This is a genomic window from Pseudomonas sp. OST1909 (genome assembly GCF_015277575.1).
GTDB classification, from domain to species: domain Bacteria; phylum Pseudomonadota; class Gammaproteobacteria; order Pseudomonadales; family Pseudomonadaceae; genus Aquipseudomonas; species Aquipseudomonas synxantha_A.
Window position 1 is genome coordinate 706,262 of the sequence record NZ_CP063780.1, and the last position, 18,288, is coordinate 724,549.

The 18,288-nt window shown below is 61.3% G+C and carries 9 protein-coding genes; 4 read left to right on the forward strand and 5 right to left on the reverse strand.

All coding sequences use genetic code 11. The features are described from left to right. Positions 1-126: 126 nt before the first annotated feature. Complete coding sequence (gene putA / locus IH404_RS03135; RefSeq protein ID WP_194439931.1) at positions 127-4,080, reverse strand: trifunctional transcriptional regulator/proline dehydrogenase/L-glutamate gamma-semialdehyde dehydrogenase; 3,954 nt, start codon at positions 4,078-4,080, stop codon at positions 127-129. 461 nt (positions 4,081-4,541) lie between these two features. Here putA and putP point away from each other — a divergent pair, with 461 nt between their 5' ends. The 4 genes from putP (at position 4,542) to rlmJ (ending at position 9,921) form a co-directional block, all read left to right on the forward strand. Beyond that, positions 4,542-6,026, forward strand: coding sequence for a sodium/proline symporter PutP (gene putP, locus IH404_RS03140; RefSeq protein WP_005784119.1), 1,485 nt, complete (start codon positions 4,542-4,544; stop codon positions 6,024-6,026). A gap of 214 nt (positions 6,027-6,240) precedes the next feature. Beyond that, complete coding sequence (locus tag IH404_RS03145; RefSeq protein ID WP_194439932.1) at positions 6,241-8,262, forward strand: type VI secretion system tip protein VgrG; 2,022 nt, start codon at positions 6,241-6,243, stop codon at positions 8,260-8,262. Then, positions 8,262-8,987, forward strand: coding sequence for a DUF4123 domain-containing protein (locus IH404_RS03150; protein WP_194439933.1), 726 nt, complete (start codon positions 8,262-8,264; stop codon positions 8,985-8,987). The genes IH404_RS03145 and IH404_RS03150 overlap by 1 nt, the downstream gene beginning before the upstream one ends. A 97-nt stretch (positions 8,988-9,084) precedes the next feature. Further along, entirely contained in the window at positions 9,085-9,921 is an 837-nt protein-coding gene (gene rlmJ / locus IH404_RS03155) for a 23S rRNA (adenine(2030)-N(6))-methyltransferase RlmJ (protein ID WP_005784124.1), read from the forward strand. Between the two features lie 166 nt (positions 9,922-10,087). On the opposite strand, the gene msrA is transcribed toward rlmJ, so the two are convergent. The 4 genes from msrA to aceE all read right to left on the reverse strand — a co-directional run bounded on the left by msrA (position 10,088) and on the right by aceE (position 18,102). Beyond that, positions 10,088-10,735, reverse strand: a complete 648-nt coding sequence (gene msrA / locus IH404_RS03160) for a peptide-methionine (S)-S-oxide reductase MsrA (protein ID WP_194439934.1) — start codon at positions 10,733-10,735, stop codon at positions 10,088-10,090. 72 nt (positions 10,736-10,807) lie between these two features. Then, positions 10,808-13,501, reverse strand: coding sequence for a GGDEF and EAL domain-containing protein (locus IH404_RS03165; RefSeq protein ID WP_194439935.1), 2,694 nt, complete (start codon positions 13,499-13,501; stop codon positions 10,808-10,810). Between the two features lie 303 nt (positions 13,502-13,804). Then, the gene (gene aceF, locus IH404_RS03170) at positions 13,805-15,445 is read right to left on the reverse strand and encodes a dihydrolipoyllysine-residue acetyltransferase (RefSeq protein ID WP_103733920.1); all 1,641 of its coding nucleotides are present in this window, start codon (positions 15,443-15,445) and stop codon (positions 13,805-13,807) included. A gap of 11 nt (positions 15,446-15,456) precedes the next feature. Continuing rightward, positions 15,457-18,102: a pyruvate dehydrogenase (acetyl-transferring), homodimeric type gene (gene aceE / locus IH404_RS03175; RefSeq protein ID WP_034117391.1), complete on the reverse strand. Its 2,646-nt coding sequence runs from the start codon at positions 18,100-18,102 to the stop codon at positions 15,457-15,459. Between the last annotated feature and the right edge of the window lie 186 nt (positions 18,103-18,288).

An 18,288-nucleotide genomic window follows, 5' to 3' on the forward strand; every position in this document is an offset into this window, starting at 1 on the left:
AGGGGGAGCGCGATCGGTGTGGGAGCTGGCTTGCCTGCGATGAGGCCGTGCCAGTCCACATCTATGTCACTGGCTCACCGCTATCGCAGGCAAGCCAGCTCCCACACTTTTACCGCGTTTTGTCAGTTAGCCGATGGTCATCAAGCTGGCGTTACCACCTGCCGCAGCAGTGTTTACGCTCAATGCGCGCTCGATCACCAGGCGCTCCAGCGCAATCGCCGTTTCGCCTTGCGACAGGCCATGCACCCCAACAATCGCCCCACCGCGCTGCGCCACTTGCTGGCACACCGCACGCAATTGGTCGGAATCACCGTGATGCAGCACGGCGTCAAACACTACGTCGTCCTTGGTCCAGTCGGCCACGCGCTTGATCTTCGCCTGAATGTCTCGCGGCAGGCGTGGGAACAGGGCCTTGGTCAGCTCGGTTTCCGGCCATACCGCCGAACCGCCGACGGCCAGCACTGCCGCCAGTTGGGTCAGCAGATCGCCTTCCACTTCAGCCAGGCACAGCACGTGTTCGCGCGGCAGGATCGCGTAGCTGTTGCGCTCGCCGGTCGGGCCGGCCAGTTGCCGGGTGATACCGCTTTGCGACTGTGCTGCGAACTGCGTGCACAGCGCGCTCAGTTCGCTGAACTTGTGGCTGTCGGCCCAGGTTTTCAGGGCGGTCAGCGGTTGGCTCATGGCGTCGCGCAGGCGCACGTCCGGTGCAGTCAATGCGTCGCCACGTACGAAGGATTGCTCGATCGCGTCGGTAGGACGAGTCGACAGCAGGCGGTACAGATACAACGGGCCGCCGGCTTTCGGGCCAGTGCCCGACAGGCCTTCGCCGCCGAACGGCTGCACGCCGACCACGGCACCTACGATGTTGCGGTTGACGTAGACGTTACCGGCGTTGACGTTGTCGATCACCTTGGCGATGGTCTCGTCGATGCGGGTATGCACGCCCAGGGTCAGACCGTAGCCCGACGCATTGATCTGGCCGATCAACTGGTCGATCTCTTTACGCTTGTAGCGCACCACGTGCAGTACCGGACCGAAGATCTCACGTTGCAGCTCGTCGAAGCTTTCCAGCTCGATCAGGGTTGGCATCACAAAGGTGCCGCGCTTGATCTCTTCGCCATCGGCAATTGCAACCTGATAAACGTTGCGGCCTTTGTCGCGCATGGCCTGGATGTGCTTCTCGATGCCGGCCTTGGCTTCGGCGTCGATCACTGGGCCGATATCCACCGACAGGCGTTCCGGGTTGCCCAGGCGGCATTCAGCCATGGCGCCCTTGAGCATTTCGATGACGCGGTCTGCCGAATCTTCCTGCAGGCACAATACGCGCAGGGCCGAGCAACGTTGACCGGCGCTGTCGAAGGCCGACGACACCACGTCGATCACCACCTGTTCGGTGAGCGCCGACGAATCAACGATCATCGCGTTCTGGCCACCGGTTTCGGCGATCAGCGGGATCGGGCGACCCTGGGCATCCAGGCGCCCTGCGACATTGCGTTGCAACAAGCGAGCAACTTCGGTGGAACCGGTGAACATCACGCCTTTGACGCGATCATCACCCACCAGGCGGGCGCCGACGCTTTCACCCTGGCCCGGCAGCAGTTGCAGCACGCCTTCCGGAATGCCGGCTTCGAGCAGGATGCGCACGGCTTGGGCGGCGACCAGCGGAGTTTGTTCGGCAGGCTTGGCCAGCACCGGGTTACCGGCAGCCAGGGCAGCCGCGACTTGGCCGCTGAAGATCGCCAGCGGGAAGTTCCACGGGCTGATGCAGACCACCGGGCCCAGTGGGCGATGGGCGTCATTGGTAAAATCGTTGCGTGCCTGCACTGCGTAGTAGCGCAGGAAGTCCACGGCTTCACGCACTTCGGCGATGGCGTTGGCGAAGGTCTTGCCGGCTTCACGGGCCAGCAGGCCCATCAGCGGCTGGATCTCGCCTTCCATCAGGTCGGCGGCACGCTCCAGGATCGCGGCGCGTTCGGCGGGCGGGGTGGCCTGCCAGATCGGTGCGGCGCTGATCGCGCACTGGATCGCGTTGTCGACGTCTTCGACGGTAGCTTCCTGTACGTGGCCAACCACATCACGCAGGTCGGACGGGTTCAGCACCGGTTGTGCCGCTTCCTGGCTGGAGGCGCAACCGAGCATCGGCGCGGCTTTCCAGTTGTTGTGCGCGGTCGCCAGCAAGGCGCAGGACAACGACGCCAGACGGTGTTCGTTGGCCAGGTCGATACCGGCCGAGTTGGCGCGGTCGCTGCCATACAGGTCACGCGGCAGTGGAATACGCGGGTGCGGCAAGCCGAAGCCGCCTTCCAGCGTGGCCATCTGCTCGATGCTGGCCACTGGATCGGCCACCAGCTCCTGGATCGAGATCGATTGGTCGGCGATGCGGTTGACGAACGAGGTGTTGGCGCCGTTTTCCAACAGGCGGCGTACCAGGTAGGCCAGCAGTGTTTCGTGGGTACCGACCGGCGCGTACACACGGCACGGACGGTTCAGCTTGCCCTCGGATACCTTGCCCACCACTTGCTCGTACAACGGTTCACCCATGCCGTGCAGGCATTGGAACTCGTACTGGCCGGGGTAATAGTTCTGACCGGCGATATGGTAGATGGCCGACAGGGTGTGGGCGTTGTGCGTGGCGAACTGCGGGTAGATGGCTTCCGGCACCGACAGCAGTTTGCGTGCACAGGCAATATAGGAAACGTCGGTGTACACCTTGCGGGTGTACACCGGGTAGCCTTCCAGGCCCTCGACCTGGGCGCGTTTGATTTCGCTGTCCCAGTACGCGCCTTTTACCAGGCGGATCATCAGGCGATGGCGGCTGCGGCGGGCCAGGTCGATGACGTAGTCGATCACATACGGGCAACGCTTCTGGTAAGCCTGGATCACAAAACCGATACCGTTCCAGCCGGTCAGTTGCGGCTCGAAACACAGACGCTCCAGCAGGTCCAGGGACAGTTCCAGGCGGTCGGCTTCTTCGGCGTCGATGTTCAGGCCGATGTCGTATTGCTTGGCCAGCAAGGTCAGCGACAGCAGACGCGGGTACAGTTCGTCCATCACGCGCTCGTACTGCGCACGGCTGTAGCGCGGGTGCAGGGCGGAGAGCTTGATGGAGATGCCAGGGCCTTCATAGATCCCACGGCCATGGGAGGCTTTGCCGATGGAGTGAATGGCTTGTTCATACGAGGCCAGGTACTTCTGGGCATCGTGTTCGGTGAGGGCGGCTTCACCGAGCATGTCGTAGGAGTAACGGAAGCCCTTGGCTTCGAACTTACTCGCATTGGCCAGGGCTTCGGCGATGGTTTCGCCGGTGACGAACTGTTCGCCCATCAGGCGCATGGCCATGTCGACGCCCTTGCGGATCATCGGCTCGCCGCTTTTGCCGATGATGCGGCTCAGGGAGGAGGTCAGGCCCGCTTCGTTGTGGGTGGCGACCAGTTTGCCGGTCAGCAACAGGCCCCAGGTGGCGGCGTTAACGAACAGCGACGGGCTGTTGCCCAGGTGCGGCTGCCAGTTGCCGGTGCTGATCTTGTCGCGGATCAGCGCGTCACGGGTGCCTTTGTCCGGGATGCGCAGCAGCGCTTCGGCCAGGCACATCAGCGCCACGCCTTCCTGGGACGACAGGGAGAATTCTTGCAGCAAGCCCTGGACGATACCGGCACGGCCGCCGGCGCTCTTCTGGTTGCGCAGTTTTTCGGCAATGGTGGCGGCCAGCTTGTTGGTGGCTTCGGCCATGTCTGCCGGCAGGCGCGCCTGCTCGATCAGCATCGGTACCACTTCCGGTTCCGGACGGCGGTAAGCGGCGGTGATCGAAGCGCGCAGTACCGATTGCGGCAGAATGCTTTCAGCGAACTCAAGGAAGCACTGGTGGGCGTGGTCAGCCTGAATCTCGCCCGCGTCTTCGGCGTCCTTGCTGCTCAAGCCATTGAGCTCGGACAGGGTTGCACCACCCTCGAGTTTCTCCAGGTAATTGAAAATTGCCTGCTTGATCAGCCAGTGCGGCGTGCGATCAATGGAGGTCGCGGCGGCTTTCAGGCGCTCGCGGGTCGGGTCGTCGAGTTTGACCCCAAGGGTGGTCGTTGCCATTTTCTTATCCTCATGGGTGCCACTACCGAGTGGCATCTGCTGGCGGCAAGATTAGCTTTGCCAATGCAGAGGTGCAACCGGGTGCAACCCTTTTGTTCAGGAAATTTTCGACGGTTGATCGGAAAAAAATTGGCCTTCGACAAAATCCGCCTGGCATTGGTGCGTTTACTTCTGAGATCGGCTGTTCTTGCTCCGAAAAGGAGCAAAAACACGGCGTTTGTCCTAAATCACACCTGGGTGCAACTTATTCGCAAGAAACTGGTTGCACCTTATTTGCTTTGTTGAATAGCATTCGCGCACCAAGGTGCAACCACCTCTAAGGTTTGGTTCATCGGCTGGCGGCTTTCCTGGGGAAACGCCAGTCATAAATGCGCGGCTAGCAGGCTCGTCTACTCGGTTATCCACCAGTGGCGATCTGACAGACCGTCGCTACATAAAAACAAAGCCAGGGCGTCACTCATATGAGCGTTAGCAATCCAACCCTGATCACGTTCGTGATCTACATCGCAGCAATGGTGCTGATCGGCTTGATGGCCTATCGCTCCACCAACAACCTTTCCGATTACATCCTCGGCGGTCGCAGCCTCGGTAGCGTGGTGACAGCCTTGTCGGCCGGTGCTTCCGATATGAGCGGCTGGTTGTTGATGGGCCTGCCGGGCGCCATCTACATGTCCGGCCTGTCGGAAAGCTGGATTGCCATCGGCCTGATCGCCGGTGCTTACCTCAACTGGTTGTTCGTGGCTGGCCGCCTGCGGGTGCAGACCGAACACAATGGCGACGCCCTGACCCTGCCGGATTACTTCTCCAGCCGCTTCGAAGATAAAAGCGGCCTGCTGCGGATCATCTCGGCAGTGGTGATCCTGGTGTTCTTCACCATCTATTGCGCCTCCGGCATTGTCGCTGGTGCCCGCCTGTTCGAAAGCACCTTCGGCATGTCCTACGAGACCGCGCTGTGGGCCGGTGCTGCGGCAACGATTGCCTACACCTTTATCGGTGGTTTCCTGGCGGTCAGCTGGACCGACACCGTACAAGCCACGCTGATGATCTTCGCGCTGATCCTGACGCCGATCATCGTGCTGCTGGCCACCGGCGGCGTAGACACCACGTTCCTGGCCATTGAAGCCAAAGACCCGACCAACTTCGACATGCTGAAAAACACCACCTTCATCGGCATCATCTCGCTGATGGGCTGGGGCCTGGGCTACTTCGGCCAGCCGCACATCCTGGCGCGTTTCATGGCGGCCGACTCGGTGAAGTCGATTGCCAACGCACGTCGCATCTCCATGACCTGGATGATCCTGTGCCTGGGCGGCACAGTGGCAGTGGGCTTCTTCGGTATCGCTTACTTCTCGGCGCATCCGGAAGTGGCTGGCCCGGTAACTGAAAACCCTGAGCGTGTGTTCATCGAACTGGCCAAGATCCTGTTCAATCCTTGGGTTGCCGGTGTGTTGCTGTCGGCCATTCTGGCGGCTGTGATGAGCACCTTGAGCTGCCAGCTGCTGGTGTGCTCCAGCGCACTGACTGAAGACTTCTACAAGGCGTTCCTGCGCAAAGGCGCTTCCCAGCTTGAGCTGGTTTGGGTCGGTCGGATCATGGTGCTGGTAGTGGCCTTGATCGCTATCGCCATGGCCGCCAACCCGGAAAACCGTGTGCTGGGCCTGGTCAGCTACGCCTGGGCCGGTTTCGGCGCTGCGTTCGGCCCTGTGGTGCTGATCTCGGTGATCTGGAAAAACATGACCCGCAACGGCGCACTGGCCGGCATCCTGGTCGGCGCGATCACCGTGATCGTGTGGAAGCACTTCGAACTGCTGGGTCTGTACGAAATCATCCCAGGCTTCATCTTCGCCAGCCTGGCGATCTACTTCGTGAGCAAGATGGGCGCACCGACGGTTGGTATGGTCGAGCGTTTTGATGCTGCGGAAAAAGACTACAACCTCAACAAATAACTGCGCCGGGCGTTGAGCGCCTGTCCAGTTGAAACAAAAACGGCCCGCGTCCTTTGGATGGCGGGCCGTTTTGGTTTCGGCTAGTTCGGTTGGTTGTCTTCGAGGGTGGTTGGATGAAGGTAGAGGTAGGACCTTACTGATTTGGCTGCGATACGCCCGGCCGGGCAAAAAGCTGGTGCAGAATCGGCTGCCACCCTTCGCAGAGAAACACCGGATGTTCGCTCCTGCCAATCAAAGCGCATTTACCCTGGCCCTGGATGGGGCGCCCAGTGACCTCAAGGTGTATGAGTTCAGTGGCTCCGAGGCCATCAGCCAGCCTTACCGTTTCGAACTTGAGCTGGTCAGCGAGCAGCCGGATATCGACCTGGAGAGCTTGCTGCATCGTCAGGTATACCTGGGTTTCGATGACCGCGGCCATGGGGTGCATGGCCTGGTGTATCGGGTCGCCCAGGGCGATTCCGGACGGCGCCTGACGCGCTACCAGCTCAGCCTGGCGCCGCACCTGGCGTATCTGGCGCATAGCAGTCATCAGCGGATTTTCCAGCATCAGACGGTGCCGCAGATCGTTGCGCAGGTGTTGGCGGGGCAGGGCATCCACAGTGACAGCTTTGAGTTCCGGCTGAGCGGTCAATACCCTGAACGTGAGTATTGCGTGCAATTCGGTGAGACGGATCTGGCGTTCATCCAACGCCTGTGTGCCGAAGTCGGCATTCACTATCACTTTCAGCATTGCCCCGATGCTCATTTGCTGGTGTTTGGCGATGACCAGACGGTATTTGCCCAGGTCGATCAGCCCACGCCGTACCGGCCTGGGTCGGGCATGGTTGCCCAGGCGCCGGCGATCAAGCGTTTCACACTGCAATTGGCAACCCGCACCACGGCGGTCAATCTGCGCGATTACGATTTTTGCAAACCGCACCTCGAGCTGCAAAGCACGGCGGCCGACGCGCAGTTGCCCAAGCTTGAGGCGCAGCAGTTCCCCGGCTATTTTTCCGACCGGGCCCATGGCAAGTACCTCGCCCAGCGTAGCCTGGAGCGGCAGCGCAGCGACTACCGCATCGCCCAGGGGCAAAGCGACGAGCCGGCCTTGGCCGGCGGCAGGTTCCTGCAATTGAGGGAGCACCCGCGCGAGGAGTGGAATGACTTATGGCTGGTCACCCAAGTCACCCACGAAGGCAAACAGCCCCAGGTGCTGGAGGAAGCGGTCACCGAGGTGGTTGGCGGGGCGTTTCGTCAGGGGTATGGCAACACCTTTGTTGCCACGCCGTGGGATGCAATCTTTCGCCCGCCCTTGCCTGAGCAGCCGCGCCCGACCATAGCGGGCTACCAAAGCGCGGTGGTCACCGGCCCGGTCGACAGTGAAATCCATTGCGACGACTACGGCCGGGTCAAGGTGCAGTTGGCCTGGGACCGTATCGGCGAGCACAACGACCACGCGAGTTGTTGGTTGCGTGTCGCCAGCGGCTGGGCCCATGACCGCTATGGTGTGGTGTTGATTCCCAGGGTTGGCATGGAGGTGTTGGTAGGTTTCGTCAATGGTGACCTGGACATGCCGCTGGTGGTGGGCTGCCTGCCCAATGCCGCCAGGCCAATGCCCCTCGACCTGCCGGCGGACAAGACCCGCAGCATCCTGCGTAGCCAGAGCAGCCCGGGCGGTGGAGGCTACAACGAACTGCGCATCGAAGACCGCAAGGGTGCCGAGGAAATCTACCTGCGCGCCCAGCGGGACTGGACCCAGCATGTGCTGCATGACCAGCAGGTGCAGGTCGATAACCAGCGCCGTATGCGGGTGGGCGGCGAGTCGCACCATGAGCTGCAAGGCCAGGAGCAGCGCATTACCCATGGCAATCGCCTCACTGAGCTCAAGCAGGATGATCATCTGGCGGTCGGCGGTTCGCAGTACATGCGTGCCGGGCAGACCATTCAATTGGGCGCTGGGCAAAGCATCGTCATTGATGCCGGTGCCAGCGTGACGATTCAAGCGGGCGGGCAGTCGATCACGCTGTCGGCGGGCGGGATATTCAGCAGTGTGCCGATCCAGCCAGGCGGCGCGCCTGTTCCGGCGGCGCCGCCGTTAATGCCGGGGGGGAAGGAAACATTGTTGGCCGTTATTCCCGCGCCGCTAAGCCCTGCGCAAGCGGCCAGCCTCACGCGCAGTGCGCCGTTTTGCGAAGAGTGTGAGCGCTGCAAAAACGGGCAGTGCGATATCAGCGCCCACGCACGGAGTTTCCCCTGATGGCCTCACCCTTGACGCCCAGCGCCTGGCTGGCCCAAAAACCGTTGCAGCCTGATGAGCAGCTATACGTCGTCATGGGCAGCACCAGCGAGGCCAAGCCGTTTGCAGCCTGGCAAACCATGGCGGTCGCACCACCGCCGCAACCGGTGTGGGCGGGCACGCCCTATGCCGATTGGAATGAGGTGATGCCTTATGTTGGCATTGTCGAGCCTGGCAGTGCTTTTCTCGACTGGGTAGCCACCACCCAGGCCGTGGACTGGGGCTGGCTGGCGGTGTCTTCGTGCCCGTTGGAGGTTGTGATCGATCACTTGAAGGGTTTGACCCAGGTGTACCTGCCTGAAGACCAGCCGGTATTTTTGCGCTTTTGGGATGGCGCGCAGTTTTTGCCGATGTTGCAGCAGTTGGGTGACGATGCCGCCACTGTGCTGCCCGTATTCCAGTGTTACTTAATCAACGGCCAGTCGTTGGCAGTCTCGCCCCGCCAGGTGGCTGCGGCCAAACCCAGCCCTTGGTGGCGAGTGCCGGCGCCATTGTTGGCAAGCCTGGCGCAACACTCGCCCCAGGTGCTGATCGACAACGTGTTGCAATGGCTCCAGGAGCAGCGTCCCGACTTATACACTGCGTTTACACCCACGATCCTGCAGCACAAGGTCGCCTACTTCGCACGCAGGCCGGATATCAGCCATGCCGAGTTGGCGGACTACCTTGGCGCACAACTGAGTTAAACCCATGAGGCTCGCGTGATATCCGTACCGCCCGCCATGCGGCCCTGCACCTTTGCACCGGTAGAAGGTAAACTTCGCCCCCTGCGCAGGAGCAACCATGAATTATCGTCACGCCTTTCACGCCGGCAACCACGCCGATGTCTTCAAACACCTGACCTTGACCCGCCTCATCGCCCTGATGTCGCGCAAGGAGCAGCCGTTCGCCTACCTCGACACCCATGCCGGCATTGGCCTGTACGACTTGCAGGGCGACCAGGCCAACCGCACCGGTGAGTACCTGGAAGGCATCGCTCGCCTGTGGGGCGCAAGTGACCTGCCGCCGCTCACCGCGGACTACATGCGCGTGCTGCACGAGATGAACCCGGACGGCCAGTTGCGCTACTACCCGGGCTCGCCGGAGCTGGCGCGACGCCTCACGCGTCCCCAGGACCGTGTGCTGCTCAACGAGAAGCACCCCGAAGATGGCGTGCTGCTCAAGGACAATATGAAGGGTGATCGCCGGGTCAAAGTGCATCTGGGCGAAGGCTGGCATGTGCCGCGTGCCCTGTTGCCGGTGCCGGAAAAACGCGCGTTGATGCTGATCGACCCGCCGTTCGAGAAGCTCGACGAAATGCAGCGTTGTGCGGCGTCCCTCAAGGAAGCCGTCAGCCGCATGCGCCAGACGGTCGCGGCGATCTGGTACCCGGTGAAAGACCAGCGCATGTTGCGCCGCTTCTACCAGGACCTGGCCGGTACCGGTGCGCCGAAGCTGCTGCGGGTGGAACTGCTGGTGCATCCACTGGACACGCCCAACACCCTGACCGGCTCGGGCCTGGCGATTGCCAACCCGCCGTGGGGCCTGGAAGAGGAGTTGCGTGAGTTGCTGCCGTGGCTGTCAAAGAAGCTTGGCCAGACCCAGGGTGGGTGGCAGATGGATTGGCTGATCGCCGAATAAGCGACTTTCCAGCCAAACACAAAACCAGTGTGGGAGGGGCGGTGCGACGATTCGACTTGCTCCCGATAGCGGAGTGTCAGTCAGTAAATCTGTAACTGACATACCACCATCGGGAGCAAGTCGAATCGTCGCACCGCCCCTCCCACATTGGGTTTTATGTTCGTCTTCAGATCGGGCAGGTCACGCCGGTGCCGCCGATCCCGCAGTAACCCTGCGGATTCTTCGCCAGGTACTGCTGGTGGTAAGCCTCGGCGAAGTACACCGTCGGTGCTTCGTCGATTTCCGTGGTGATCTCACCCAGGCCGGCCTTGGTCAGCTCTTGCTGATAAGCCTCGGCACTGGTTTTCGCCGCCGCCAGTTGCTCCGGCGTGGTGGCGTAGATCACCGAGCGGTATTGGCTGCCAATATCGTTGCCCTGGCGCATGCCCTGGGTAGGGTTGTGCAATTCCCAGAACATCTTCAGCAAGTCTTCGTACTTGACCTTGGCCTGGTCATACACCACCAGTACCACTTCGCTATGGCCGGTCAGGCCTGAGCAGACCTCTTCGTAGGTCGGGTTCGGCGTGTAGCCGCCGGCGTAGCCGACCACCGTGCTGACCACGCCGTCGCGTTCCCAGAACTTGCGTTCAGCGCCCCAGAAACAACCCAGGCCGAAGATCGCAAAACCGACGTCATCCAGGAAGGGGCCCAGCAGCGGGTTGCCGTTGACGAAGTGGGTTTCCGGCAGCTTCATCGGGGTTTCACGGCCAGGCAAAGCTTGTTCTTGAGTAGGCAGCACGTTTTTGTTCACCAGAATTTCCGAGCGCAAGACCATGATCAGTCCTCTCGTCAGGTTGAGTAACAGTAAATTGTCAGACAGTCAGTGTGCCCGAGTGTTACAGCGCTGTCAGGCGATTGGCCCGCGCGGGTAGCGTTTAAGCATCGTCAGCAGCTCTGCACCGGGGATCGGTCGGTCGAACAGGTAGCCCTGGCCGACATCACAGCGGTGTCTGCGCAGGAACGCCAACTGTTCGGCTGTCTCGATGCCTTCGGCCACCACCTTGAGCTTGAGGTTGTGAGCCATGGCGATCACTGCCGAGGTGATTTCCATGTCGTCCTGGTTATCCGGGATCTCGTGGATAAAGCTGCGATCAATCTTAATGATGTCGATGGGGAATTTTTTCAAGTAGCTCAGCGACGAGTAACCGGTGCCGAAATCGTCCATGGCCAGGGTCAGGCCAAAGCTTTTCAACTGGTCCAGTTGCAGGCGCGTGTCTTCGGTGGCTTCCAGCAGCAAACCCTCGGTCAGCTCCAGCTCCAGCAGGTTGGCCGGTAGCTGTTCTTCCTTGAGGATGGTGGCAATCGAGGTCACCAGGTCCGGATCGGAAAATTGCTTGGGCGACAGGTTGATCGCCACCTGCAAATTGCCCATGCCGGCGGCGCTCAACTGTCTGCTCATGCGGCACGCCTGGCGGGCGATCCATTTGCCGATCGGAATGATCAACCCAGTCTCTTCGGCCACGCTGATGAACTGGTCGGGGCGGATCATGCCCTTTTCCGGGTGGTTCCAGCGCAACAGGGCTTCCATGCCCAGCAGACGACCGCTGCGCAGGCACAGTTTGGGCTGGTAGAACACGTCCAGCTCGTTCTGGGTCAGGGCTCGACGCAGGTTGTTTTCCACGAACAGCTTGTAGCTGGCTTCGGCATTCAACGCTTCGGTAAACACTTGCACCTGGTGTTTGCCGTTGGCCTTGGCCTTGTGCAGCGCCAGCCCTGCGTTACGCATCAGCGTCTGCGGGTCGCGGCCATGCAGTGGCGCGCAGGCCAGGCCCACGGAGCCGGTGACGCTGATCAACTGGTTGTCGACGAACATCGGCTTGTCGAGCGTGGCCAGCAACTGGCTGGCGACCTGCTGGCCGGTCTCCAGGTCGGAATCATCCAACAGCACTGCGAACTCGTTACTGGCGAAGCGCGCCAGGCTGCCGCCGCTGCTCAAGCTATTGCGCAAACGGCGGGCCAGGCTGATCAGCAACTTGTCGCCGGTCTGATGGCCGAGGCTGTCGTTGATCCGCTTGAAGTTGTCGATGTCCACCAGCAGCAGGCTGATCGGGCTGTCGCTGTCGCGGGCAAAGCGTTCGTCGAGGTTACGGATGAACGCCGGTCGGTTGCCCAGGTTGGTCAGGTTGTCGGTGTAGGCCAGACGCTCGATGCGCTGTTGCGCCAGCTTGGTCTGGGTGATGTCTTCGTAGATGCCGATGTAGTGGGTCAGCTCGCGGTTATCGCCGTACACCTTGGAAATCGACAACTGGCCCCAGTAGGGCTCCAGGTTCTTGCGCCGGCTTTTGAACTCGCCTTGCCAGCTGTTGCTTTTGGCCAGGGCCGACGGCGCGTCGAACAGCAACTCACTGAGATTTTCCAGGGCCGGCAGTTGCGCCAGGCGGTGGCCGTGGACTTCTTCTGCGCTGTATTGGGTAATTGCGGTGAAGCTGGGGTTGACGTACTCCACCACGCCGTCGCAATTGACTAGCAGAAAGGCATTGGCGCTTTGTTCCACAGCACGCTGGAACAGGTGCAGGGCGCTGGTGGCAGTACGGCGGTTGTGGTTGTTGATGACTTGCGCGAACTGGTCTGCCAGCTCGCCGGCAAACGCGATTTCATCGGACTGCCAGGCACGTGAACTGCCGCTTTGTTCCAGGCACAGCACGCCGACGACCTGGCCGTCGACACGAATACTGGCGTCGAGCATCGCGTGGATATCGTTGGCGCGCAGGCTTTCGGCCATTTCCCGGGTACGCGGGTCACGTTGGGCATGGGTGGCGTCGATGGCGCGGCTGGAGTGCAGGGCTTCCAGGTAATCCGGGAAACCGCTGGCGTCGATGGCTTGGGGCAGGCGGTGCTGTTGGTCGGCGCGGTGGTACGCCGAGATAGGCACCAGATGTTGGCCTTCGAGGTGCCAGATGCTGGCGCAGTCGATCTGGTAAATGTCGCACGCGCTACGGGTGATCAGCTCAGCGGCTTCTTGCAATGAATTGGGCGTGGTGTAGCGCTGTCGGGCCAGCAGCAGGATCAGCTCCTGCTGGGCGCGCACCCGTTCCAGGTGTTGCAACTGTTCCTGCTGCGCACGCTGGTTGAGCTCCAAGGCGATCTGCAGGCGGCTGTTCTGGTTTTCCAGGTCAGCGGTCGGGGCGGGCGCGGTGGTATCGCTGAACAGCCCGTCGACCACCATCAGGTAGCCGCGCAGCAGATGGCGGTTGTGTTGTTTGTAGGCCTCGCCCATTTCCAGCAGGCTCATCGGGCCGTCATGGGTGTGTAGGGTATAGCGCACCAGGTAATGGGAGCTGTGGGTCAGTTGCTGCTGGATTGCGTCGTGCAGCTGATAGCGGGCCTGGGGCTCCATCAGGCTGGCGTAGGGCGTGCCGATCAGCGCGCAGAGTTCCACCGCTGGCAGGCCGAACTGGCGCTCGCAATTGGGATCGAGGTACAGCAGGGCCCAGCTTGCCTCATTAAGCCGCTCGAAACGCAGCATACCGAGGCGCGAAGGCACCGGTAATTGCGTCACTACCTCGGCCGCCATACGGGCGACATCGGGTTGGCTTTTCATGGGGAAACTCGCTTGGGAAAATGCGCGTGGCGCCCGGCTCACGCCCTCTTTACTGTCGCCTGCGGCAAGGTTGCATCATGCGGCACGCACTGACAAGAGAGGATGAAGGCTAAGTGCTATAAGGCAGTTATCGGCCGTGCGGGGGATTTCTGCAATCGAAGTGACAGAAGGTGTACAAGCCTGTTCTGTGCGTACACCGAGCGCACAAAAAAAGCCCCGCCAAGTGGCGGGGTTGAGGTACGAGCGTGGCGCTCGGAAATCGGTGCGGCAAGGGCCTTCCCCGTAAAGGGAAGGCCCTGCGGCTTACAGCAGGATGGTGCGGATGTCGTTCAGCAACTGGCTCAGGCGCTGGGTGAAGCGTGCAGCTGCGGCGCCGTTGATCACACGGTGATCGTAGGACAGCGACAGTGGCAGCATCAGCTTCGGCTGGAACGCTTTGCCGTCCCACACAGGCTGGATGGTGGCCTTGGAAACACCCAGGATCGCCACTTCCGGCGCGTTGACGATTGGCGTGAAGCCAGTGCCGCCAATGTGACCGAGGCTGGAGATGGTGAAGCAGGCGCCCTGCATGTCGTCCGGGGTGAGCTTCTTGTCGCGGGCCTTGGCAGCCAGCGCAGCCGCTTCGCCAGCCAGTTGCAGCAGGCTCTTCTGGTCGACGTTCTTGATGACCGGTACCAGCAGGCCATCCGGAGTGTCGACGGCAAAGCCGATGTTGACGTACTTCTTGCGAATGATCGCCTTGCCGCTTGGCGCCAGCGAGCTGTTGAAGTCCGGCAGTTCCTTGAGCAGGTGCGCGCAGGCCTTGAGCAGCAGTGGCAGCACGGTCAGCTTCACGCCGGCCTTCTCGGCCACGGCTTTCTGCGCAACGCGGAAAGCTTCCAGGTCGGTGATGTCGGCCTGATCGAACTGAGTCACGTGCGGGATGTTCAGCCAGCTGGCGTGCAGGCCGGCCGCGCCGATTTGCATCAGGCGGGTCATCGGCACTTCTTCGGTTTCGCCGAAGCGGCTGAAATCCACGGTACGGATCGGCGGAATGCCCGAGCCGCCCGTCGCGCCGGCAGCCGGTGCTTCCTTGGCCTTTTGCATCATGGCTTTGACGTAAGCCTGCACGTCTTCCTTCAGCACACGACCGTGCGGGCCGCTGGCCGAGACGGCGCTCAGCTCGACGCCGAACTCGCGGGCCAACTGACGCACGGCAGGGCCGGCGTGCACCTTGGCGCCGCTTGGCGCAGGAGCGGCAGCAGCAGGGGCCGGTGTGGCCTCGGCTTTTGCAGCAGGTGCCGGGGCAGCAGCGGCCGGAGCGGCTTCAGCCTTGGCAGCCGGAGCAGCCGCCGGTGCTGGAGCGGCTGCCGGGGCAGCGCCTTGTACTTTCAGCTTGAGGATGAAGTCACCGGTGCCGACTTCGTCTTCCAGTTTGACTGCGATGCTTTCCACTACGCCGGCAGCCGGCGAAGGGATTTCCATGGAGGCCTTGTCGGACTCCAGGGTGATCAGCGACTGGTCGGCTTCGACGGTGTCGCCGACCTTGACCAGCAGCTCGATGATCTTGGCCTTGCCCGACGAGCCGATGTCCGGGACGTGAATGTCCTGGACGGTGGCGGCGGCAGGTGCAGCAGCCGGGGCCGCTGGGGCCTCGGCAGCAGGTTTTTCAGCGGCAGGCGCAGGTTCAGCAGCGGCAGCCGGAGCCGCCGCAGGGGCTGCATCAGCGGCGCCTTCGATTTCCAGCTCCAGCAGTTCGTCGCCTTCTTTCAGGCGGTCGCCCAGCTTGACCTTCAGGCTCTTGACCACGCCGGCCTTGGGAGCAGGAATTTCCATGCTCGCCTTGTCCGACTCCAGGGTCAGGATGCTCTGGTCGGCTTCGACGGTGTCGCCGACCTTCACAAACAGCTCGATTACTTCACCTTCACCGCTGCCGATGTCAGGTACGCGAATGAGTTCGCTCACAAAAAATCTCCTCAGCAGTCCAGTGGGTTGCGTTTTTCCGGGTTGATCCCGAACTTGACGATGGCGTCAGCCACCACCTTGGGTTCGATCTCACCACGGTCAGCCAAGGCTTCCAGGGCTGCCAACACCACGAAGTGACGGTCGACTTCGAAGAAGTGACGCAGCTTCTTGCGGCTGTCACTGCGGCCGAAACCATCGGTGCCCAGGACTTTGAATTCCTTGGACGGGACCCACTGGCGAATTTGTTCAGCAAACAGTTTCATGTAGTCGGTAGAGGCGATGACTGGACCCTTACGGCCAGCCAGGCACTCTTCGACGTAGCTCAGCGCAGGCTTCTGGCCTGGGTGCAGACGGTTGCTGCGCTCTACGGCCAGGCCGTCGCGACGCAGTTCGTTGAAGCTGGTCACGCTCCACACGTCGGCGCCGACGTTGAATTCGTCACGCAGGATCTTCGCCGCTTCACGCACTTCGCGCAGGATGGTGCCGGAGCCCATCAGCTGTACGTGGTGCGCCGCTTCCTTGGTGTCTTCTTCGAGCAGGTACATGCCCTTGATGATGCCTTCTTCCACACCGGCCGGCATGGCTGGCTGCTGGTAGGACTCGTTCATCACGGTGATGTAGTAGAAAACGTCCTGCTGCTCTTCGGTCATCTTCTTCATGCCGTCCTGGATGATCACCGCCAGCTCATAGCCGTAGGTTGGATCAAAGGTGCGGCAGTTCGGGATGGTGGCAGCCAGGATATGACTGTGACCGTCTTCGTGTTGCAGGCCTTCGCCGTTCAGCGTGGTGCGCCCGGCGGTACCGCCGATCAGGAAACCACGGGTACGGCTGTCGCCTGCCGCCCAGGCCAGGTCGCCAATACGCTGGAAGCCGAACATCGAATAGAAGATGTAGAACGGCAGCATCGGCTGGTTGTGGCTGGAGTACGAAGTACCGGCAGCGATGAAGGAGCTCATGGCGCCCGCTTCGTTGATGCCTTCTTCGAGGATCTGGCCCTTCTTGTCTTCCTTGTAGAACATCACCTGGTCTTTATCGACTGGCTCGTAGAGCTGGCCGACGGAGGAGTAGATGCCCAACTGACGGAACATGCCTTCCATACCGAAGGTACGGGCTTCGTCCGGGATGATCGGGACGATGCGCGGGCCGATGTCCTTGTCCTTGACCAATTGCGCGAGGATGCGCACGAAGGCCATGGTGGTGGAGATTTCACGGTCGCCCGAGCCGTCAAGGATGGCCTTGAGGGTGCTCAGGTCCGGCGTCGGTACGCTGAAGCTGTTGGCGCGGCGCTGTGGCACGAAACCGCCCAGTGCAGTGCGACGCTCGCTCAGGTAGCGGGCTTCGGCGCTGTTTGGCTCAGGCTTGAAGAACGGCAGGTTCTCCAGCTCTTCGTCCTTGACCGGGATGTCGAAGCGGTCGCGGAACAACTTCAGGCTGTCGACATCGACTTTCTTGGTGTTGTGCGCGGTGTTCTTCGCTTCGCCGGCACCGGTGCCATAACCCTTGATGGTCTTGGCCAGGATGACGGTTGGTTGTTCTTTGTGGTTGACCGCTTCGTGGTACGCCGCGTAGACCTTGTACGGGTCGTGGCCGCCACGGTTGAGCTTCCAGATTTCGTCGTCGGACAGGTCGGCAACCATCGCCTTGAGTTCAGGCGTGTTGAAGAAGTGCTCGCGAACGAACGCGCCGTCTTTGGCTTTGTAGTTCTGGTACTCGCCGTCGATGACTTCGTCCATGCGACGTTGCAGGATACCGTCGACGTCCTTGGCCAGCAGTGGGTCCCAGAAACGGCCCCAGATGACTTTGGTCACGTTCCACTGGGCGCCACGGAACACGCCTTCGAGTTCCTGGATGATCTTGCCGTTGCCGCGAACCGGGCCGTCGAGGCGCTGCAGGTTGCAGTTGATGACGAAGATCAGGTTGTCGAGCTTCTCGCGGCCGGCCAGGGAAATGGCACCCAGGGATTCCGGCTCGTCGCACTCGCCGTCGCCCAGGAAGCACCAGACTTTTTGCTTGCCTTCCGGGATGAAGCCACGGGCTTCCAGGTACTTCATGAAGCGTGCCTGGTAGATCGCCTGGATCGGGCCCAGACCCATGGAAACGGTCGGGAACTGCCAGAAATCAGGCATCAGCCAAGGGTGCGGGTAGGAAGACAGGCCCTGACCGTCGACTTCCTGGCGGAAGTTGTTCATTTGTTCTTCGCTGATGCGACCTTCCATGAACGCACGGGCGTAGACGCCTGGCGAGGTGTGGCCCTGGAAGTAGATCAGGTCGCCGCCGTGTTCGTCGGTCGGGGCCTGGAAGAAGTAGTTGAAGCCGATGTCATACAGGGTGGCGCTGGAAGCGAAGCTGGAAATGTGACCGCCCAGGTCCGAATCTTTCAAGTTCGTGCGCATTACCATCGCCATGGCGTTCCAACGTACCAGCGAGCGAATGCGGCGTTCCATGAACAGGTCGCCAGGCATGCGTGCTTCGTGGGTAACGGGGATGGTGTTGCGGTATGGCGTAGTGATGGCGTAAGGCAGTTGCGAGCCGCTGCGGGTCGCGAGTTCGCCCATACGGGTCATCAGGTAGTGAGCACGGTCTTCGCCTTCTTTGTCGAGAACCGATTCCAGGGCGTCCAGCCATTCCTGGGTTTCGACGGGATCGAGGTCTTGCATGGCTTGCTCCAGGGCGGAAAGGCTACCAGAATCGGTTGCCTGAAGTTTGCGACTGGCCTTGTGGGCAGACGACATAAATTCTTGGATGGCCGAAGGTTGCTTCGGCGTCCTGTAGTTTTACTACAAATCGTCGGCCATTTCAGCCTTTCGAATGTATATACGAGTAGTAAAACTACACAAGACTGA